General features: G+C 59.5%; 18 protein-coding genes. 11 read left to right on the forward strand and 7 right to left on the reverse strand.

What is annotated here, in order from left to right; all coding sequences use genetic code 11:
* Positions 1-149 precede the first annotated feature (149 nt).
* From QE453_RS15465 to QE453_RS15480, 4 genes are all read left to right on the forward strand, one after another.
* Positions 150-647, forward strand: coding sequence for a GNAT family N-acetyltransferase (locus QE453_RS15465; RefSeq protein ID WP_006698018.1), 498 nt, complete (start codon positions 150-152; stop codon positions 645-647).
* Positions 644-1,117, forward strand: a complete 474-nt coding sequence (locus QE453_RS15470; protein ID WP_045534090.1) for a GNAT family N-acetyltransferase — start codon at positions 644-646, stop codon at positions 1,115-1,117. The genes QE453_RS15465 and QE453_RS15470 overlap by 4 nt, the downstream gene beginning before the upstream one ends.
* A 109-nt stretch (positions 1,118-1,226) precedes the next feature.
* Positions 1,227-1,625 carry an NADH:ubiquinone oxidoreductase subunit NDUFA12 gene (locus QE453_RS15475; RefSeq protein ID WP_112554923.1) on the forward strand — a complete coding sequence of 133 codons (399 nt, stop codon included), beginning with the start codon at positions 1,227-1,229 and terminating at the stop codon, positions 1,623-1,625.
* Between the two features lie 130 nt (positions 1,626-1,755).
* Positions 1,756-2,193: a DUF2155 domain-containing protein gene (locus tag QE453_RS15480; RefSeq protein ID WP_004441417.1), complete on the forward strand. Its 438-nt coding sequence runs from the start codon at positions 1,756-1,758 to the stop codon at positions 2,191-2,193.
* 13 nt (positions 2,194-2,206) lie between these two features.
* Here QE453_RS15480 and aat read toward each other — a convergent pair whose 3' ends face one another.
* The 5 genes from aat to QE453_RS15505 all read right to left on the reverse strand — a co-directional run bounded on the left by aat (position 2,207) and on the right by QE453_RS15505 (position 6,031).
* Positions 2,207-2,821 (reverse strand): leucyl/phenylalanyl-tRNA--protein transferase, encoded by a 615-nt coding sequence (aat, locus tag QE453_RS15485; protein ID WP_022556056.1) that lies wholly within the window; start codon positions 2,819-2,821, stop codon positions 2,207-2,209.
* Positions 2,822-2,827: 6 nt separating this feature from the next.
* On the reverse strand, positions 2,828-4,174 hold the full coding sequence (gene accC / locus QE453_RS15490) for an acetyl-CoA carboxylase biotin carboxylase subunit (protein ID WP_004441425.1): 1,347 nt from the start codon (positions 4,172-4,174) through the stop codon (positions 2,828-2,830).
* A 12-nt stretch (positions 4,175-4,186) separates the two neighbouring features.
* Complete coding sequence (gene accB, locus QE453_RS15495; protein ID WP_004441427.1) at positions 4,187-4,675, reverse strand: acetyl-CoA carboxylase biotin carboxyl carrier protein; 489 nt, start codon at positions 4,673-4,675, stop codon at positions 4,187-4,189.
* 25 nt (positions 4,676-4,700) lie between these two features.
* Positions 4,701-5,138, reverse strand: a complete 438-nt coding sequence (aroQ, locus tag QE453_RS15500) for a type II 3-dehydroquinate dehydratase (protein ID WP_004441429.1) — start codon at positions 5,136-5,138, stop codon at positions 4,701-4,703.
* 125 nt (positions 5,139-5,263) lie between these two features.
* Positions 5,264-6,031, reverse strand: a complete 768-nt coding sequence (locus QE453_RS15505) for a DsbA family protein (RefSeq protein WP_004441433.1) — start codon at positions 6,029-6,031, stop codon at positions 5,264-5,266.
* Positions 6,032-6,204: 173 nt separating this feature from the next.
* On the opposite strand from QE453_RS15505, the gene QE453_RS15510 reads away from it, so the two are divergent.
* Positions 6,205-7,362, forward strand: coding sequence for a pyridoxal phosphate-dependent aminotransferase (locus QE453_RS15510; RefSeq protein ID WP_006698022.1), 1,158 nt, complete (start codon positions 6,205-6,207; stop codon positions 7,360-7,362).
* Positions 7,363-7,385: 23 nt separating this feature from the next.
* Here QE453_RS15510 and QE453_RS15515 read toward each other — a convergent pair whose 3' ends face one another.
* Entirely contained in the window at positions 7,386-8,069 is a 684-nt protein-coding gene (locus tag QE453_RS15515) for a helix-turn-helix transcriptional regulator (protein WP_022556057.1), read from the reverse strand.
* Positions 8,070-8,143: 74 nt separating this feature from the next.
* Here QE453_RS15515 and QE453_RS15520 point away from each other — a divergent pair, with 74 nt between their 5' ends.
* The 3 genes from QE453_RS15520 to QE453_RS15530 all read left to right on the forward strand — a co-directional run bounded on the left by QE453_RS15520 (position 8,144) and on the right by QE453_RS15530 (position 9,678).
* Positions 8,144-8,470: an NIPSNAP family protein gene (locus QE453_RS15520; RefSeq protein WP_113381063.1), complete on the forward strand. Its 327-nt coding sequence runs from the start codon at positions 8,144-8,146 to the stop codon at positions 8,468-8,470.
* Positions 8,467-8,829 (forward strand): antibiotic biosynthesis monooxygenase, encoded by a 363-nt coding sequence (locus QE453_RS15525; RefSeq protein WP_113381064.1) that lies wholly within the window; start codon positions 8,467-8,469, stop codon positions 8,827-8,829. The genes QE453_RS15520 and QE453_RS15525 overlap by 4 nt, the downstream gene beginning before the upstream one ends.
* A 144-nt stretch (positions 8,830-8,973) precedes the next feature.
* A complete protein-coding gene (locus QE453_RS15530) occupies positions 8,974-9,678 on the forward strand; it encodes an SDR family oxidoreductase (protein WP_004441449.1) in 705 nt (234 codons plus the stop codon).
* 224 nt (positions 9,679-9,902) lie between these two features.
* Here QE453_RS15530 and QE453_RS15535 read toward each other — a convergent pair whose 3' ends face one another.
* Positions 9,903-12,797 (reverse strand): Rne/Rng family ribonuclease, encoded by a 2,895-nt coding sequence (locus QE453_RS15535; protein WP_309777387.1) that lies wholly within the window; start codon positions 12,795-12,797, stop codon positions 9,903-9,905.
* A 645-nt stretch (positions 12,798-13,442) separates the two neighbouring features.
* On the opposite strand from QE453_RS15535, the gene QE453_RS15540 reads away from it, so the two are divergent.
* The 3 genes from QE453_RS15540 (at position 13,443) to prfB (ending at position 18,705) form a co-directional block, all read left to right on the forward strand.
* Entirely contained in the window at positions 13,443-14,702 is a 1,260-nt protein-coding gene (locus QE453_RS15540) for an N-acetylmuramoyl-L-alanine amidase (protein WP_309778174.1), read from the forward strand.
* Between the two features lie 325 nt (positions 14,703-15,027).
* Positions 15,028-17,475 (forward strand): penicillin-binding protein 1A, encoded by a 2,448-nt coding sequence (locus QE453_RS15545; protein WP_004441461.1) that lies wholly within the window; start codon positions 15,028-15,030, stop codon positions 17,473-17,475.
* Positions 17,476-17,573: 98 nt separating this feature from the next.
* Positions 17,574-18,705, forward strand: a protein-coding gene (gene prfB / locus QE453_RS15550) for a peptide chain release factor 2 (protein ID WP_004441463.1) whose coding sequence is annotated in 2 segments (ribosomal slippage) — positions 17,574-17,642 and positions 17,644-18,705 — 1,131 coding nt in all. Because the reading frame shifts where the segments join, the coding sequence is not laid out codon by codon here.
* Positions 18,706-18,775 lie beyond the last annotated feature (70 nt).

An 18,775-nucleotide genomic window follows, 5' to 3' on the forward strand; every position in this document is an offset into this window, starting at 1 on the left:
GGCATGACGGAAGTAATGGTTTTAGTCCGGATTATTCCGATTAAGCCACACGGTGGGGCAAACCAGAGGATGACGTCCAGCAAGGGCGACTGACATCACTTCTGCCGGGATCAACGCCCGGCATTTCTGTATCAAGACGGAGCCAGATCATGTTTTTCATCCGCACAGCCAGCCTGCGTGACATCGAGCCAGTCCGGGCGCTGCTCGCGACGACATGGCACGCGACCTATGACGCAATCTACGGCGCGGATAAGGTCAACGAGCTGATCGCAGCCTGGCATTCGCCGCAGGCCATGAAAGACCGCGTCGAAAAGAAGGGCGGCGAGTTCCTTGTCGCCGATGACGGCAAGCGGATCGGCGGCATGGCTTACGGCTCCATGTCGACCAAGATGGCGAAGACGGCGCTGCTGCATCAGCTCTACGTGGCGCCCGATCTTCAGCGGCAGGGCGTTGGCCGCGATCTCTTCGCAGAGCTAGAAACCTGCTTTCCCGACGCGGAAATCATGCGGCTTGAGGTCGAGCCCAAAAATACTGTCGCAATCAACTTCTATGAAGGCGTCGGATTTGTCGAGGTGGACCGAATCGAGCGCATGGCGGGTATCGAGGGGCTGCCCGGCATCGTGATGGAAAAGAGCCTGACCCGATGAACGCGACCCTGGAAAATCTGATAATTCGAACGGCCCGTGAAGACGATCTGCCGGCGCTCGCCGCCATTTTTGCCGCTGACGAGATCGGCGGCCACGGCGATACGGCGGACGAATCGGCACAGCCCGATTATCTTGCCGCCTTCCGGGCAATCGAGGCGTCGCCGAGCGAAACGCTTTACGTCGCCGAACTGGATGGCGAGGTGGTCGGCACCTTTCAGACGGCGATCCTCACCAAGCTCGTCGGGCGAGGGGCCAGGTCTATGGTCATCGAAGCGGTGCAGACACGGGCCGACATGCGCGGTCGCGGCATCGGCGCGGTAATGATCAATTATTGTCTTGATGAAGCCCGCTGTCAGGGCCTGAAAGCCGCGCAGCTCACCTCCAACATGGCCCGGCTGGACGCCCACCGCTTCTACGAGCGGCTGGGTTTCGAGAAGCGGCATCTGGGCTTCAGGATGAAGCTGAAATAGCACGGATATATCTTGAAATGCTGGACAATTGGCGTGAGGGGCGGCATAAGCATGTCTTGTGCCGTGCACGGAAAATCGCTGCGGCGCATTCAAGCCTGAGGAACGTAGAATGAAGACTCTCCTGACGCAAATCTTCACCTGGTGGAATGGCCAGACGATCGGAACGCGGTTTCACACCTGGCGTTTCGGCAAGAAGGTAGGACAGGACGAGCTGGGCAACACCTATTACGAAGGCGGCACCACCTCCTGGGGCATGCCGCGCCGCTGGGTGATCTATAACGGCTACGCTGAGGCCTCTGCCATTCCGCCCGGCTGGCATGGCTGGATGCACTATCGCACCGACGTTCCGCCGAGCCAGGAAAGCTACGTTGCGCGCGAGTGGCAGAAGCCGCATCAGCCAAACCTCACAGGCTCGTACAAGGCCTATCGCCCTCAGGGCTCGCTGGCTGTGGCCGGGGAGCGCCCGCGTGTGACCGGCGACTACGACGCCTGGACACCCGGCAACTGAGCTATCGCGATGCGCGGTGTTGTGCAAAACGCCGCGCATGCATCCGGCCTCACCGGTTTTTGCCACATTCCGCCCTTAGGCGTTGATCCGGTCGGCGTCCCGACACAGGCAAATTTTGGAGACACATCGTATGAGGAAAATCACGCGGGACCGTTCTTTGCGTGCGCTGACGGTGACGCTGTTCGCGGCGGTTTCTGCTGCCTTCCTCATCTCGCCCGTCTCCGCCGCCCGGCTTGAAAACCGCGTAGCGGTCTTTTCCGGCATCGACAAGATCACGGGCCGCATCACGTCCTTCGATGTCTATATCGATGAGACGGTGCAGTTCGGCGCGCTTCAGGTCACGCCGAAGGTCTGTTATTCGCGCGACCAGACGGAAGCGCAGAAGATCGACGCATTTGTCGAAGTGGATGAAATCACCCTCGACCGTAAAATCCGTCGCATCTTCACCGGCTGGATGTTCGCCGACAGCCCCGGCCTCAACGCCGTGGAACACCCGATCTATGACGTATGGCTGACGGGTTGCAAACAGGACTCGGAAGTGCCTGCTCCCTCTACGGCAAGCAAATAACCCAAGGTAACGGCTAGAATTGCAGACTCGGCCGATTGACGGCGACGTCGAGCATTTTCGCATATTCAAGCTTCGGCACATCGATGGCGCCGAACGTTTTCAAATGCTCCGTCGTGAATTGAGTGTCGAGCAGCACGAAGCCGCTTGCTTTTAATCTCTCCACCAGATGCACGAGGCAAATCTTCGATGCATTGGTGCGACGGGAGAACATGCTTTCGCCGAAGAATGCCGCTCCCAGCGAAACGCCGTAGAGTCCGCCGACAAGCTCCTTGCCTTCCCAGGCCTCGACGCTATGGGCATGGCCGATCTGATGCAGTTCGCTATAAAGCCTGCGAATGGTGGCGTTGATCCAGGTACTTGGCCTGTCCGGGGCCTCTGCGGCGCAGCCCGCCATGACAGCCTCGAAAGCGGTGTTGAAGCGTATGTCGAATGGCTTCTTGCGCATCGCTTTGGCGAGGCTTTTGGAAATGTGGAAGGAATTGAGCGGAATGATACCGCGCACTTCCGGCTCGACCCAGAAAAGCTCGGGATCGTCAGCCGAATCGGCCATCGGGAACAGGCCGGCGGAATAGGCGCGCAGCAGGATATCGACCGTTATGTCGTTATTTCTGCTGCGCCGCCCAGCCATATCGTCTTAGTGAGACGCGTCACCGGCCAGATATTTTTCCAGCCAGTGAATATCATAATCGCCCTTCAGGATATCCTCATTCTGAAGAAGATCCTGGAAAAGCGGCAGCGTGGTCTTGATGCCGTCGACGACGAATTCGTCGAGCGCCCGACGCAGGCGGCGAATGCATTCGTCACGGTCGCGGCCGTGAACTATGAGCTTGCCGATCATGCTGTCGTAATAGGGCGGGATCTTGTAGCCCTGATAGGCGCCCGAATCGACGCGCACACCAAGGCCGCCCGGCGTGTGGAAATAGGTCAGCGTGCCAGGCGAGGGAACGAAGGTGCGCGGGTCCTCGGCATTGATACGGCATTCGATGGCGTGGCCATGGAATTCGATATCGGCCTGCGTGACCGAGAGGCCCTGACCCGATGCGACGCGGATCTGTTCCTGCACGAGATCCATGCCGGTAATCGCTTCCGTGACCGGATGCTCCACCTGCAGACGCGTGTTCATTTCGATGAAATAGAACTCGCCGTTTTCATAAAGGAACTCGATGGTGCCGGCACCGCGATATTTCAGCTTGCGCATGGCGCTCGCGCAAATCTCGCCGATCTTCATGCGCTGTTCAACCGTCAGAGCCGGAGAGTTGGCTTCTTCCAGCACCTTCTGGTGGCGACGCTGCAACGAGCAATCGCGCTCTCCGAGATGAATGGCGTTGCCTTCACCGTCGCCGAACACCTGCACTTCGATATGGCGTGGCTTGCCGAGGTACTTTTCCATGTAGACGGCGTCGTTGCCAAATGCTGCTGCCGCTTCGGAGCGGGCAGTCGCAACCGCCTCTTCCAGATCGGCCTCGGTCTTCGCCACCTTCATGCCGCGACCACCGCCGCCGGCGGTTGCCTTGATGAGGACCGGAAAGCCGATCGTGCGTGCGATTTCCAGCGCGTTCTCAGGCTTCACTTCGCCATCGGAGCCGGGAACCACGGGAATGCCAAGTTCCTGCGCCGTCTGCTTGGCGGTGATCTTGTCGCCCATGATGCGGATATGCTCGGCGGTCGGCCCGATGAAGGTGATACCGTGCGCGTCAAGGATATCGGCAAATTTGGCGTTTTCCGACAGGAAGCCGTAGCCGGGGTGAACGGCGTCCGCACCTGTTATTTCGCAGGCCGCAACGATCTGGTGGATATTGAGGTAGCTGTCACGCGAAGGCGGCGGGCCGATGCATACGCTTTCGTCGGCGAGGCGCACATGCATGGCGTCCGCGTCCGCCGTGGAATGCACGGCGACGGTGGGAATGCCAAGCTCCTTGGCGGCGCGCAGGACGCGCAGCGCAATTTCGCCGCGGTTGGCTATGAGGATCTTCGAAACCATGCTGAACCGCCTTTATTCGATGACCACGAGGGCTTCGCCATACTCCACGGGCTGTGCGTCGTTGACGATGATTTCCACGACCTTGCCGGACTTCGGAGCCGGGATCTGGTTCATGGTCTTCATGGCCTCGACGATGAGAAGTGTCTGGCCTTCCTTGACGGTTGCGCCGACTTCGATGAAGGGGCGGGCGCCAGGGGCTGGCGAGAGATAGACTGTGCCAACCATGGGCGAAGACACGGTGTTTGCCGGGTTGCGTGCCGGTGCAGCGGCTGCTGCCGGTGCAGCAGGGGCCGCGATTGCCGGCGCGGCGGGCGCTGCTGCGGGCGCCGGTGCATAAGCGGGCGGTGCTGCGGCATAAACCGTGGCTGCGGGAGCGGCGCGCGAAACGCGGATGCGCAGGTCATCCTGCTCCACTTCGATTTCCGAAAGGTCGGTATCGTTGAGGATATTCGCGAGTTCGCGGATCAGTTCCTTGTCGATACCCTGTTTCTTTTCAGACATGACAAACCCTATTCTTTGTTTCTTTTTATGCCGTGATGTTTTTCAGCGCGTGAAGCGCCATGACGTATCCATATGGTCCGAAACCACAGACCATGCCCTTCGCTGCCGGTGAGACCATCGATTTGTGGCGGAACTCTTCCCGGGCGTGGATGTTGGAAATGTGCACTTCCACGACGGGCGTGGAAATCGCGCGAATGGCGTCGTGCAACGCGATAGAGGTGTGGCTGTAAGCGCCGGGATTGATGACGACACCCGCCGCCCTTTCTCCCGCCTCATGCAACCAGTCCACGAGCACGCCTTCGTGGTTGGACTGGCGGAATTCCACTGCGAAACCGAGATCGGCACCGGCTTGAAGACAATCATTCTCGATGTCCTTCAGCGTCTTGCCACCATAGATACCCGGTTCCCTTTTTCCCAGCATGTTGAGATTGGGGCCGTTGATGACGATGATGATGTTGCTCATTCACGTTTCCATACGAAAATCAGCGACACCTATAGACTGCGCAGCCGCCAAGGAAAAGCCCCTGCAAGCCGTAAACCGGCCGCCAGGCCGGCATCTCACAGGGAATGCACTTGCTTTTTTAGCAATCAGGAGCAGGTGGCTTTACCGCAGCTGCGCATATTGGCGATTTTCTCCTTCAGCGGGTCGGCACCGACGGCGCCGAAAACCGCCTCGTCGCCGACGATATAAGACGGCGTTCCCGTGATGCCGAGGCTGTTTGCCAGCTTGTAGGTTTCCTGCACCTGCGCATCATTGGGGTTTTCCGCCATCGACTTGCGGATATCGGCTTCCTTGAGGCCTAGCGAGGTGGCGACTTCCATGGCGCTGTCCTCATTCGCCCGTCCGCGGCCGCCGAGGAGCGTGCGCTGGAACTCCGGATATTTGGCCGGCGCCAGCAGCTTCACGGCATTGGAGACCCGATGTGCGGCGACCGATTCCGGTCCGAGGATCGGGAATTCCTTGAGCACGACGCGTATTTTCTTGTCGCTCTTCAGGATGTTGTCCATGTCTCCCATGGCGCGTTTGCAATAACCGCAGTTGTAATCGAAGAACTCAACGAGTGTGACGTCGCCATCGGGATTGCCGAGTGCCAGATCGAATTTCGATTCGAAGATCGCCTTTTTGTTGTCGGCGACCGCCTCTGCCGCCTTGGCGTTGCGCGCCGCATATTGCTTGCGCTCAAGCGCATCCTGAACCTCAAGCATGATCTCCGGGTTCTCGATCAGATACTGCTTGATGAACTCGCCCATTTCCTTCTTCTGCTGCTCATCGAGCGCATGCGCGGGCAGGGAGGCGAATACCGCTGAAAGGGCCGTCACGCTGGCAAGAAGGGTGGAACGGAGAAAATGCGCCATATCGGTCCTCATTCTGTGCGGCCGGAGCCTCTTGAAATCTTATGAAGGCAATTACCTTACTTTAAGCCAAATGCCATACGGCAAAAATACTTGTCCGCATTATGGTCGCATGATTGTGAAGATTGTGATTCTGCGGCAAGTCTCTGAAATACGGTTCAGGAAAGAGCATGCCCTTGATTACGATGTCGAAGCGGAGCGCAGTCGAACCCTTTCACGCCATGGATATTCTGGCGGAGGCGAACAGGCGCAGGCAGGCGGGCCGCCCCGTCATTTCCATGGCGGTCGGCCAGCCCTCCCATCCCGCACCGAAGGCGTCGCTGGCAGCGGCTCAAGAGGCGCTGAAACATGGGCGGATCGGTTATACCGATGCGCTCGGCCTGCGCGAACTGCGGGAGGCGATTGCCGGCCATTACCGGTTGCGTCACCAGGTCGCGATCGATCCGGCTCGCATCGCCGTGACAACGGGCTCGTCAGCGGCCTTCAATCTTGCCTTTCTCAGCCTTTTCGACGCGGGCGATCATGTCGCGATCGCGAGGCCCGGTTATCCGGCCTATCGCAATATCCTGAAGGCTCTCGGCCTCAACGTCGTGGAAGTGCCGGTCACGGCTGAAACCGGCTACACGCTGACGCCGGCAAGCCTGGAGCGTGCGGAAACGAAAGCGGGCTGCAAGCTGAAGGGCGTTCTGCTGGCAAGCCCGGCCAATCCGACCGGCACCGTCACAGGCCGCGAGGCGCTGAAGCGGCTTGCGACCTATTGCGAAAGCCGCGACATGGCCTTCATTTCCGATGAGATTTACCACGGCCTTACCTTCGTCGGCGAAGAGACGAGCGCACTCGAAATCACCGACAATGCGGTGGTCATCAACTCCTTCTCCAAATATTATTGCATGACGGGTTGGCGCATCGGTTGGATGGTCTTGCCGGAAAACCTCGTCCGTCCGGTCGAGTGTCTGGCCCAGAGCCTTTATATTTCCCCGCCTGAACTGTCGCAGCTTGCGGCGACCGCAGCCTTTTCGGCGGCAGAGGAGCTGGATGTCTATCGGGAGAGCTATCGCACCAATCGCGATTTCCTGATGGCGCGACTGCCGGAAATAGGCCTGCCGCTGGCATCCCCCATGGATGGCGCGTTTTATGCCTATGTCGATACCAGCCGTTTTTCCAATGACAGCATGGATTTCGCAAAGCGTATGCTGGCAGAAATCGACGTGGCAGCGACACCAGGCATGGATTTCGACCCGGAGGAAGGCCACAGGGCGCTGCGCATTTCTTATGCGGGTTCCGTGTCTGACATTGCCGAGGCCGTTGGGCGTATAGCCGGCTGGCTGAAATAACCGGGTATCATACACTGGGGAGATCAGGCGGGCGTGCAGCCAAAGGTGCTGTTGAACGCCTTTTCACCCTTGGCAGTAAAGGTCAGTACACGGCCATTTCCGCGCCGCAACCAGTCGCGCTGCTGCATCGCTTCAAGAAGCGATGCGCCAAGCCCGCCGCCGAGGTGATGCCGGCGTTCGCTCCAGTCCAGGCAATGCAGGCAGACCGGGCGGCGGGCCTTTTCGAGCGGCGAAAGGTCTATGCCGAAGTTCGAGAAGAAGTCGCGTCCGCTCTCCGTTAAGGCAGGATCATCACCTAACGTCACGAGCCCCTTTGCCGTAATGGCGGCAAGCAGTGCCACGCCGCTTTCCCCGGCCAGATGATCGTAGCAGATGCGCGCCTCACGCAGCGCCTTGTCCTTCGGCCCGGTGCGCACACGTACCGCGCCAGTGCGTTGGGCAAGCCCCATCAACGCTTCCAGAACCTGCGCCACATCCTCATCGGAGAGGCGGAAATATCGATGTCGCCCCTGTTTTTCCGCTTTCAGCAATTGTGCGTCCGAGAGCTTTGACAGGTGCCCGCTGGCAGTTTGCAGGGTCACACCCGCGGCTTCCGCGAGCTCGCTCGCGGTCAGCGCGCGCCCGTCCATCAGCGCCGTCAAGATGTTGGCGCGGGCAGGATCGCCGATAAGGGCGGCAACATTGGCAATCACGGGTCCGTCTTTCATGCTTCGATGGTAACCGAAGCATCGAGGCATGGCAATGGCGTAGAAGGGAGAGGCAGAACATGAGGAGACAAACGATGCTAACCTGTTTCATCCGCTACGAGATCGATCCTTTCAAGGTCGATGCCTTCGAGCGCTATGCCCGCAACTGGGGAGAGGCGATCCCGCGTTGCGGGGCTGATCTGATCGGTTATTACGCGCCCAAGGAGGGATCGAGCACCATTGCCTACGGTGTCTACAACATCGAAAACCTCGCCGCTTACGAAGCCTATAGGGCGCAGCTCGCCGCCGATCCGGCCGGGCAGGAAAATTACGAATTCGCGCGCCGCGAACAATTCATCCGTCGCGAGGACCGACTGTTTCTGCGCCTCGCATCCGCCCCCCACGCGGGAGCCGGACGATGATCGCCGTGATTTTTGAGGTCTGGCCAGCTGCAGGCGAGAAGCAACATTATCTGGATATAGCCGCCGGCCTGCGGGCAGAACTTGAAACCATCGACGGTTTCCTCTCCGTCGAGCGGTTTCAGAGCATCGGCAATCCGGACAAGATGCTCTCCTTGTCGTTCTTCCGTGATGAGGAGGCGGTGAAGGCGTGGCGTAACACCCTGCCTCATCGCGCCGCCCAGTCGCTCGGCCGGACTGGCGTCTTCTCCGATTACAGGTTGCGTATCGCGCATGTGATGCGTGACTATGGTTTGCAGGAGAGGGAGGAAGCACCGGCGGATAGCCGGTCTGCTCACCCAACGGGTGTCGGCCCGGGCTGACGCATCAGCATCAATTTTTCTGCATGCCTCGACAAGCCTTTCTGGTTCGAACTCGTCTTGGAAACCCGTTAAAGATGAGACAGTTCAAGCTGAAGAAGGACCGCCATACGGGCTGTCCGTCAGACTTGGAATGGGAGAAAAGCGATGTCGGCAGAAAAAGTGGCGGTGGTGACGGCAGGCGGTAGCGGCATGGGAGCTGCCGTTGCGAAACGCCTGGCCGCGGATGGTTACAAGCTCGCTATCCTGTCGTCTTCTGGCAAGGGAGAGGCGCTGGCGAAAGAGTTGGGCGGCATCGGCGTTACCGGTTCCAACCAGTCCAATGAAGACCTGCAACGGCTGACGGATCTGGCGCTTGAGAGATTCGGCCGTATCGACGTGCTGGTGAACAGCGCCGGCCATGGCCCGCGCGCCGCCATCCTCGATATTACCGACGAACAATGGCATACCGGGCTCGATGTCTACCTCATGAACGTCATTCGCCCGACGCGCATCATCGCCCCGGTCATGGTAAGGCAGAGGGCGGGCGCGATCGTCAACATCTCGACTGCCTGGGCTTTCGAACCGAGCAGCATGTTCCCCACATCCGCCGTGTTCCGCGCCGGCCTTGCCTCCTACACCAAGATTTTTGCCGATACCTACGCAGCCGATAATGTCCGCATGAACAATGTCCTTCCCGGCTGGATCGACAGCCTGCCGGCGACGGAAGAACGCCGCGAAAGCGTTCCGATGCAACGTTACGGCAAGAGCGAAGAGATCGCCGCCACAGTGGCATTTCTCGCATCTGAGGGGGCAGGGTATATTACCGGCCAGAATATCCGCGTGGATGGTGGTCTCACGAGGTCTGTCTGACGGTTGGCCTCTCCCACTCCTCATCCCGTGCCTGTTAAAGGGATCCAGCCCAGGTCTTTGGGCTGAAAGGACGCTCCCGCCGCGGGCATGCGTTGACTGCGTTCCTGTGACAAGCATGGAATGAGGAAATGTCAGTGGCCCTAAAAGGGCCCGTTCTTTGCACCGATAAAAGAAAACGCCCGCAACATCGTTGCGGGCGTCTTTTATCCAGAACGTAGCTTCTCTCAGAAGAAGCCGCGGCGCTGCCACCAGCCGCCCTTGCGCGGCTTCGGCTCATCGCCATCGGGATTGGGAGACGACGACGTAACCACCGGCTCCGAAGTCGAAACATTGCTGCCCCGGTTCGCGCGGACCTTTTCTTCGCTCGCCGGTGCATCCGCCTGCGGAGCGACATCGGCCGACGCTTCGCCTGCTTCTTCAACAGCGACATCCACGACGGTTTCCTCAACTATCACCGGCTCCACCGTTTCAACCGCTTCGGCCTTCGGCGCTTCTTCGGTTTCCGTCTTGGCCTTCGCCTTGCGGGTACGGCGTGGCTTCTTCGGTGCTTCCTCTTCCACGACGTCGGCAACGACACCTTCCACCACTTCGGCTGCGGTCGCCTCTTCGGTTACCGGTGCCTCAGTTACAGGCGCTTCGTCGCTTTCGCTTTCGCCTTCGTCCTCAGCGCCGGAAGCGTCGAGAGCTTCGTCCTCTGCACGATTGCGGCGACCGCCACGCTTCCCGCGGCGACGGCGCTTGCGCTTGCTTTCCTCTTCGGAGGTTACAGCTTCCGCAGTGCCGTTTTCGGTCTCAACGCCATTGTCATCGGTGTCGATCCCGTCGTCATCACCCTCGGCATCGTCGCCGTCAGCGTCGTTGCCGGAACCGGCCTCAAGCGAGCCGTTCTGGTCGTTCTGACCGCCCTTGCCACGACGGCGGCGACGGCGCTTGCGCTTGCGCTTGCCTTCTTCGCCATTGTCGCCCTGCTGCTGCTGGCGGGGCTGGGCGCTTTCGGTCTTGACGATTTCTTCCTCGTCTTCGTCCTCTTCCACCTCGGCGACAAAATCGTCTTCTTCTTCCACGAAGTTCGGCAGCATCTGGATGAGGCTTTCGATCTTCACGGGATTTTCGACGGCTTCACCGCGATCGATGGCGAAATGCTGGGCGCCGACGCCGGAGTCGGCGGCAATGATGATCGACACGCCAAAGCGGCCTTCATAATCGACAATCGTGCCGCGCTTGTGGTTGAGCAGATAGAGCGCCGTTTCCGGCGTGCAACGCACGGTGATGTTGTGGGTGGTGTTGCGCAGCAGATATTCCTCGACGCCACGCAGCACATGCAGCGCGATGGAGGATTCCGAACGCACATGACCCGTGCCGCCGCAATGCTGGCAGACCTGAGTGGTCGATTCCAGCACCGAAGCGCGAATGCGTTGGCGCGACATTTCCAGAAGACCGAAATGCGAGATGCGGCCGACCTGGATGCGCGCACGGTCGTTCTTCAGGCAGTCCTTGAGCTTCTTCTCTACGGCGCGGTTGTTGCGCTTTTCTTCCATGTCGATGAAGTCGATGACGACAAGACCGGCAAGGTCGCGCAGACGCAGCTGGCGTGCCACTTCTTCCGCAGCTTCCAGGTTGGTCGTCAGCGCGGTTTCCTCGATGGAATGCTCGCGTGTCGAACGGCCGGAGTTGACGTCGATGGAGACCAGCGCTTCGGTCTGGTTGATGATGAGGTAGCCACCGGACTTCAGCGTCACCTGGGGCTGCAGCATGCGGTCGAGCTGCGCTTCGATGCCGGAGCGCGAGAAGATCGGGTGAATGTCGCGGTAAGGCTGAACAACCTTGGCGTGGCTCGGCATCAGCATCTTCATGAAGTCTTTCGCTTCACGATAGCCTTCTTCGCCGGAAACGATGATCTCGCTGATATCCTTGTTATAGAGATCGCGGATCGAACGCTTGATCAGCGAGCCTTCCTCGTAAACGAGGCAGGGAGCCGTGGAATTCAGCGTCAGCGTGCGGACGTTTTCCCAAAGACGCATCAGATATTCGAAGTCGCGCTTGATTTCGACGCGGGTGCGGTTGGCGCCTGCGGTGCGCAGAATGACGCCCATACCCTGCGGCACTTCCAGATCGCGCGCGATTTCTTTCAGGCGCTTGCGGTCGGTCGGCTGGGTGATCTTGCGGGAAATACCGCCGCCACGCGCCGTATTCGGCATCAGCACGGAGTAACGGCCGGCCAGCGACAGATAGGTGGTGAGTGCAGCACCCTTGTTGCCGCGCTCTTCCTTGGCCACCTGCACGAGAAGGATCTGGCGGCGCTTGATGACTTCCTGGATGCGGTATTGTTTGCGCGGCTTGCGGGCAACGCGATCCGGAACTTCTTCCATGGCGTCTTCGGCGCCGACGGATTCGATCACTTCCTTTTCGTGATGATCGTCATCGTCGTCGTCATCATCGTCATTGCCGCGGCGAAGACCTTCGACTTCCTCGGAAATCGTGTCGGTATCGACCATCGCGGCCATTTCACCGCCGGTGCTGCCATCGTCTTCGGAAGACGCGTCTGCCGCCTCGGCTGCGATTTCTTCGGCTGTCTTCTTCTTAGCGCGGGGGCGGCGAACGCGCTTCTTCGGCTTTTCTTCCTCAGCCGGCGCTTCTTCCGCGACGACTTCGACGGCCGCTTCTTCGGAAACCGCTTCCACGACGGGTGCAGGTTCTTCCGTCACAACGGTCTCAGTGGTTTCGCTTGCGGAAACAATGCCGACATCCGGCTGATCCACCTGCGAAAGGTCGATCATCGGGGCGGCGGGCTCAGGCGCATCGGCCGATTCGAAATCGTCGCTGCGGCGATGATCCTCGGCTTCCGCTTTCAGCAGGGCCTGACGATCAGCGAGCGGGATCTGGTAATAATCCGGATGGATTTCCGCGAAAGCGAGAAAGCCGTGACGGTTTCCACCGTAATCCACGAAGGCCGCCTGGAGGGAGGGCTCAACGCGGGTGACCTTGGCAAGGTAGATATTGCCGCGGATCTGTTTTTTGTGTTCCGATTCAAAATCGAATTCTTCGATCCGGTTCCCACGGACAACGACTACGCGTGTCTCCTCTTCGTGGGAGGCGTCGATAAGCATTTTGTCTGCCATGTAAGCTGTGCTCCTCGGCGCAGCCTTGTTTTATACGAGAACAGGCCCGCCACACGGACGAGCCTTTCATATGAGTGCAAGGATGTGCCGGAAATGAAGTCTCCTGCCGGGCGTCTGTAAACTGGCAGCATCCGGACCGACGGCGAGGCGCTTGGCCTGCTCCTGGTATCCGGTTCATGTGAAAACTGCTGCGACATCATTGGCCAGGCGGAACGACAATAATATATAGACCCCTTGGGGTCCGATGAATTTGCTCTCCTCAGAGCGGCGGTGGCAGCGCCACCGGGTAGGTCTCCGGCCACGGCCGGAATTGATCGAGTTTCAGGATAAATGTAACGACGGCAGATGATTGCCCGATTTGCAGCGCCAGCGTCTTTTTCGATTGGCAGCCGGCGGGCATCTATCCCGTCAACACTTTTAACCCTCATCCATGTTGTATGTTTTCTCTGTCATAATAGCAATAGGCTGGCTAAATATGCCATATTGTTGGTGGAATTTCCGGGTTAACAATTGGTTCACCAAGGCCTGCGATGGTGAGGCGCAAACGCGCAAATTGTCGTCCGGCGTGGTTGAAACGGCACCGTTCCGGGTGTTTTACCGCGCCGGTTATCGAAAATGACTGAAATACGGAATTTCTTGAAGGCCATGAATTTCACGCGCAGCGCAACGAAATCAGGTGGGGCAGGGTGGATTGGCGCGCGAATCGCGCGGCTTGCGGCTGTCGTGACATTGTCTGCCGTCGCCTCGGTTTCCGTCGGCCCGGCCGTGCAGGCCACGGAGCCGCTCGTCGCGCATCAGGCCCGCATCATCGGTGATGAGGCGCGCACGCGCATCGTTCTCGATTTCGCCGAGGAGCCGGAGTTCGACGTTCACTATCTCGATTCGCCCGCCCGCATCGTCGTGGACTTCCCGGCGGTGAACTTCAGCTTTCCCGCATCCGATCTCAGGCCGACCGGCCTTTTTTCCGATATTCGCTTCGGCGGAATGGGGGAAAACAGCGCCCGTATCGTGCTGACGGCGAAGAAGCCGGTGCGGGTGGCGGTCGCTGAAACGAAAAAGGCCGATGACGGGCAATCCTTCCGTTTCGTCCTCGATACGGAGATCACCACCAAGGGCAAGTTCGCCGAACTTGTGAAGGAGCAGCAGTGGCAGGCGCCTGCGCCCGTTACCACCGCCGCGATTTCTCCCGCGGACAAGACTTCCCGCCCGGCGGAATTCGTCATCGCGGTCGACGCCGGTCATGGAGGCATCGATGCCGGCGCCTCAGGTGGCACGACGGGCACCGAGGAAAAGGTCATCACCTTGATGTTCGCGAAGGAGCTCGCGGAGCGCCTGAACCGCGAGCCCGGCATAAAGGCCTTCCTGACGCGCGATTCCGATACATTTCTTGCCTTGTCCGAACGCGTGACGATCGCGCGGCAGAACAACGCCAATCTTTTCATCTCCCTGCATGCCGATACACTGAAACAGAAAGGCATACGCGGCGCGACCGTCTATACATTGTCCGATCGCGCGTCGGACCGTATGGCGCAGGAATTGGCGGAGCGTGAAAACAAGTCCGACCAGATCGCCGGTGTCGCCGTTTCCAGCGAGCCGCCGGAAGTCGCCGATATTCTCCTCGATTTCACGCGCCGGGAAACCCAGGCGTTCTCGGTGACACTCGCCGAAAACATCGTTTCTTCCTTCGAGGGGCAGGTTGGCCTCATCAACAATCCACATCGTTACGCCGGTTTCATGGTGTTGCGCGCCCATGACGTGCCATCGGTGCTTCTCGAGCTTGGTTTCCTTTCCAATCCTGACGACGAGAAGCTGCTTCTCGATGCGGAATGGCGCAAGAAGGTGGCCGATACGCTGGCAACGGCCGTCGGGCGGTACCGTTCGAAGGCTCTGGCGAACGGTGGCTGAAGGGAAATGCGCTGCGTCGGCCGAGCTGTTGCCGCGTTGCCATTGATCGCTAAAAATGCTGTTCAATTCGGGACCTTGCGGATGAATAACGGGGCCGAGCCCTATTTTACTCACATTCGCCGCGTTACTCGGAACTCGGATTCGGTGGCGGTTCGCAAAGCGTTGGCGCGGAGTTGCGGGCTGGTGGCCCGGTAACATATCAGCGAATGCTGCCGTATCCGGCTTGTCATCGAAGGTATGGTGTGCAAAACGGCACGCGATATGCAAAGATGCGCCCGTTTCCTCGGGCGTGGATGGTTACGATTCGAATTATCGGTAGCTTGGTATGATCAGACTGATTGGATATTTTTTCGGCTTGGCCAGCGTGCTCTTCCTGTGCGCCGCCGCCGCCGGTGCGATTTATTTGCACGGCGTGACGAAGGACCTGCCGGATTACGCAGTTCTGAGCACCTATGAACCGCCGGTCACGACCCGCGTGCATGCGGGCAACGGGGCGCTTATGGCGGAATATGCCCATGAGAAGCGCCTGTTCCTGCCGATCCAGGCGATTCCCGACCGGGTGAAGGCGGCCTTCCTGTCCGCGGAAGACAAGAATTTTTACAATCACCCCGGCGTCGATGTATGGGGCCTCGGCCGTGCCATTCTCGTCAATATCCAGAATTTTGGCTCCGGCCGCCGTCCGGTGGGCGCATCCACCATCACCCAGCAGGTCGCGAAGAACTTCCTGCTGACAAACGACCAGACCATCGATCGCAAGCTCAAGGAAGCCATTCTTTCCTTCCGCATAGAGCAGACCTATTCCAAGGACAAGATTCTTGAGCTTTATCTCAATGAGATCTTCTTCGGCCTGAATTCCTACGGCATCGCCGGCGCGGCGCTCACCTATTTCAACAAGTCGGTGACGGAACTGACCATTGCGGAAACCGCCTATCTGGCATCGCTGCCGAAAGGTCCGGCCAATTACCACCCGATCCGCCGCGAAAAGGCGGCTCTCGAGCGTCGCGACTGGGTGATCGACCGCATGGCCGAAAACGGCTATATCACGGCCTCCGATGCTGCAGACGCCAAGAAACAGCCGCTTGGAGTGAACCTGCGCCGCGGTGGCGCGCATATCTTCGCGTCCGACTACTTTGCCGAAGAAGTCCGCCGCCAGATCGTCGAGAAATACGGCGAGGAAGCACTTCTCGAAGGCGGCCTTTCCGTTCGCACTTCCTTCGATCCCCAGATTCAGATGGAGGCCCGCAAGGCGCTTCAGGATGGTCTGGTGCAGTATGATGAGCGTCGCGGTTTCCGTGGGCCCATCGAAAAGATCGAGACGGCCGGCGACTGGACGGCTGCGCTTGCCAAGGTCAAGGGCTTGAGAGACGTTCCGGAATGGAAGGTCGCGGTCGTGCTTGCGGTTGCCGCAGATGGTGTCGATATCGGCATCCAGGCCGACCCCGATGCGGAAGATGGCGACAAGCGCACGCGCGGTCACATCTCTGCGGAGAACATGCGCTGGGCCTATCGTGACGCGGCAGGCAAGAAAGCCACCGCCAAGTCTCCAGTTGGCGTCCTGACAGTCGGTGACGTCATCTATGCACAACCGCTTTCCAGCTCCGGAAATGAATATCGCCTGCGGCAGCCGCCCAAGGTGCAGGGTGGCATGGTGGTGATGGACCCGCATACCGGCCGCGTTCTGGCCATGGTCGGCGGTTTCTCCTATGCGCAATCGGAGTTCAACCGCTCGACGCAGGCGATGCGTCAGCCCGGTTCCTCGTTCAAGCCGTTCATCTATGCAGCGGCGCTCGACAATGGCTATACGCCCGCATCGGTTATTCTCGATGCGCCCATTGAGGTGGTGTCGGGCGGCCAGGTCTGGAAACCGCAGAATTACGGCGGCGGTTCTGCAGGTCCCTCGACCCTGCGCCTCGGCATCGAAAAGTCCCGTAACCTCATGACCGTGCGTCTGGCGCAGGACATGGGCATGAATCTGGTGGCGGAATATGCCGAACGCTTCGGCATCTACGACAAGATGCCGCCGCTTCTCTCCATGTCGCTCGGTTCGGGTGAAACCACCGTGATGCGTATGGTTTCGGCCTATTCGGTCATCGCCAATGGTGGCAAGCAGATCAAGCCGACGCTGATTGACCGCATTCAGGACCGTTACGGCAAGACGATATTCCGCCATGAGGAGCGCGCCTGCGAAGGTTGCAACGCTACCAGCTGGCAGAACCAGGATGAGCCTGTGATCGTCGACAACCGCGAACAGGTTCTGGACCCGATGACCGCTTATCAGACCACCTCCATGCTGGAAGGTGTCGTGCAGCGCGGTACGGCCGCAGGCAAGATCAAGGTCGATCTGCCGGTTGCCGGCAAGACGGGCACCACCAATGATGAAAAGGATGCCTGGTTCGTCGGTTACACGCCGGACATGGTCGCCGGCCTGTACATTGGTTTCGACTCGCCCGCACCGCTCGGTCGCGGTGGTACCGGCGGCTCGCTGTCTGCGCCGATTTTCGGTGAATTCATCGCCGATGCGGCCAAGCATCTCCAGCCGAGCAAGTTCATCGTGCCTGCAGGCATGAACTTCGTTGCCGTCAACCGCAAGACCGGCATGGCGGCAGCGGAAGGCGAACCGGACACGATCATGGAAGCCTTTAAGCCCGGCACAGGCCCGGCCGATAGCTTCTCGGTCATCGGTGCTGAAGGCTACATGTCGCAGGAAGATATTCTGAAGACCTCGCCACAGGCGCAGCAGGCCATCACCGGCGGTGGCGGCGGCCTTTATTGACATCAGCCATGACGTTTGGCGGGGGCGCGGGTCTTTACATCCGCGCCCCCCGCATTTATTTGAGCAACGAGTTTCAATGAAGGTGAAGAACCAGCGAAATGCGCAATGAAATCGTGAACGTAGTCGACGAAATCAAGCAGGCCATAAGCCTGCTGAGGAGGCATCTTTGACTGGGACCAGGCGATAAGACGACTGGACTGGTTGAACAACAAGGCAGAGGATCCGACCCTCTGGAACGATGCAGCAGAGGCGCAGAAGTTGATGCGCGAGCGCCAGCAGCTCGATGACAGCATCAATGGCGTCAAGGCGCTGGAGCAGCAGCTCCGGGACAATATCGAGCTGATCGAACTCGGCGAGATGGAGGGCGATGATGAAATCGTCAAGGACGCCGAAGACGCGCTGAAGGCGTTGAAGAGCGAGGCAAACCGCCGTCAGGTGGAAGCCATGCTCTCAGGCGAGGCCGACGGCAATGATACCTATCTCGAAGTGCACTCCGGCGCTGGCGGCACCGAAAGCCAGGACTGGGCGAACATGCTGCTGCGCATGTATACCCGCTGGGCCGACCGTGAAGGTTTCAAGGTCGAGGTTCTGGAAGTCCACGATGGCGAAGAAGCCGGCATCAAGTCCGCGACGATCCTCGTCAAGGGACATAATGCCTTTGGCTGGCTGAAGACGGAATCGGGCGTGCATCGCCTCGTCCGCATTTCGCCGTATGACAGCAACGCGCGTCGCCACACGTCGTTCTCTTCCGTCTGGGTTTACCCCGTCGTCGACGATTCGATCCAGATCGATATCAATGAAAGCGATTGCCGCATCGATACCTATCGTTCGTCCGGTGCGGGTGGTCAGCACGTCAACACCACGGACTCGGCCGTGCGTATCACGCATATTCCAACCGGTATTGCCGTCGCCTGCCAGCAGGAACGCTCCCAGCACAAGAACCGCGCCAAGGCGTGGGACATGCTGCGCGCCCGCCTTTATGAGGTGGAGCTGCAGAAGCGGGAAGAAGCGGCCAATGCGCAGGCGGCATCCAAGACCGATATCGGCTGGGGCCACCAGATTCGCTCCTACGTCCTGCAGCCTTACCAGCTGGTGAAGGATCTGCGTACCGGCGTGGAAAGCACGGCGCCAGGCAACGTGCTGGATGGCGACCTGAACGAATTCATGGAAGCCGCTCTCGCCCACCGCATCAGCGGCGGTGCGGATGTAGACGTGGCGGATATCGACTGAGGTCCCAGGCGCGTCGATTGAAAAAGATCACCCCTCGCGAACCCATTGCGAGGGGTTTTTCATTGGAGGA

This window comes from Agrobacterium sp. SORGH_AS_0440 (assembly GCF_031453135.1).
Lineage (GTDB): Bacteria > Pseudomonadota > Alphaproteobacteria > Rhizobiales > Rhizobiaceae > Agrobacterium > Agrobacterium pusense.

What these genes read in the sequence shown, in the direction of transcription:
- QE453_RS15465 (WP_006698018.1), top strand. Translation starts at nt 150, where the DNA reads ATGTTTTTCATCCGCACAGCCAGCCTGCGTGACATCGAGCCAGTCCGG.
- QE453_RS15470 (WP_045534090.1), top strand. Translation starts at nt 644, where the DNA reads ATGAACGCGACCCTGGAAAATCTGATAATTCGAACGGCCCGTGAAGAC.
- QE453_RS15475 (WP_112554923.1), top strand. Translation starts at nt 1,227, where the DNA reads ATGAAGACTCTCCTGACGCAAATCTTCACCTGGTGGAATGGCCAGACG.
- QE453_RS15480 (WP_004441417.1), top strand. Translation starts at nt 1,756, where the DNA reads ATGAGGAAAATCACGCGGGACCGTTCTTTGCGTGCGCTGACGGTGACG.
- aat (WP_022556056.1), bottom strand. Translation starts at nt 2,821, where the DNA reads ATGGCTGGGCGGCGCAGCAGAAATAACGACATAACGGTCGATATCCTG.
- accC (WP_004441425.1), bottom strand. Translation starts at nt 4,174, where the DNA reads ATGGTTTCGAAGATCCTCATAGCCAACCGCGGCGAAATTGCGCTGCGC.
- accB (WP_004441427.1), bottom strand. Translation starts at nt 4,675, where the DNA reads ATGTCTGAAAAGAAACAGGGTATCGACAAGGAACTGATCCGCGAACTC.
- aroQ (WP_004441429.1), bottom strand. Translation starts at nt 5,138, where the DNA reads ATGAGCAACATCATCATCGTCATCAACGGCCCCAATCTCAACATGCTG.
- QE453_RS15505 (WP_004441433.1), bottom strand. Translation starts at nt 6,031, where the DNA reads ATGGCGCATTTTCTCCGTTCCACCCTTCTTGCCAGCGTGACGGCCCTT.
- QE453_RS15515 (WP_022556057.1), bottom strand. Translation starts at nt 8,069, where the DNA reads ATGAAAGACGGACCCGTGATTGCCAATGTTGCCGCCCTTATCGGCGAT.
- QE453_RS15520 (WP_113381063.1), top strand. Translation starts at nt 8,144, where the DNA reads ATGCTAACCTGTTTCATCCGCTACGAGATCGATCCTTTCAAGGTCGAT.
- QE453_RS15525 (WP_113381064.1), top strand. Translation starts at nt 8,467, where the DNA reads ATGATCGCCGTGATTTTTGAGGTCTGGCCAGCTGCAGGCGAGAAGCAA.
- QE453_RS15530 (WP_004441449.1), top strand. Translation starts at nt 8,974, where the DNA reads ATGTCGGCAGAAAAAGTGGCGGTGGTGACGGCAGGCGGTAGCGGCATG.
- QE453_RS15535 (WP_309777387.1), bottom strand. Translation starts at nt 12,797, where the DNA reads ATGGCAGACAAAATGCTTATCGACGCCTCCCACGAAGAGGAGACACGC.
- QE453_RS15540 (WP_309778174.1), top strand. Translation starts at nt 13,443, where the DNA reads ATGAATTTCACGCGCAGCGCAACGAAATCAGGTGGGGCAGGGTGGATT.
- QE453_RS15545 (WP_004441461.1), top strand. Translation starts at nt 15,028, where the DNA reads ATGATCAGACTGATTGGATATTTTTTCGGCTTGGCCAGCGTGCTCTTC.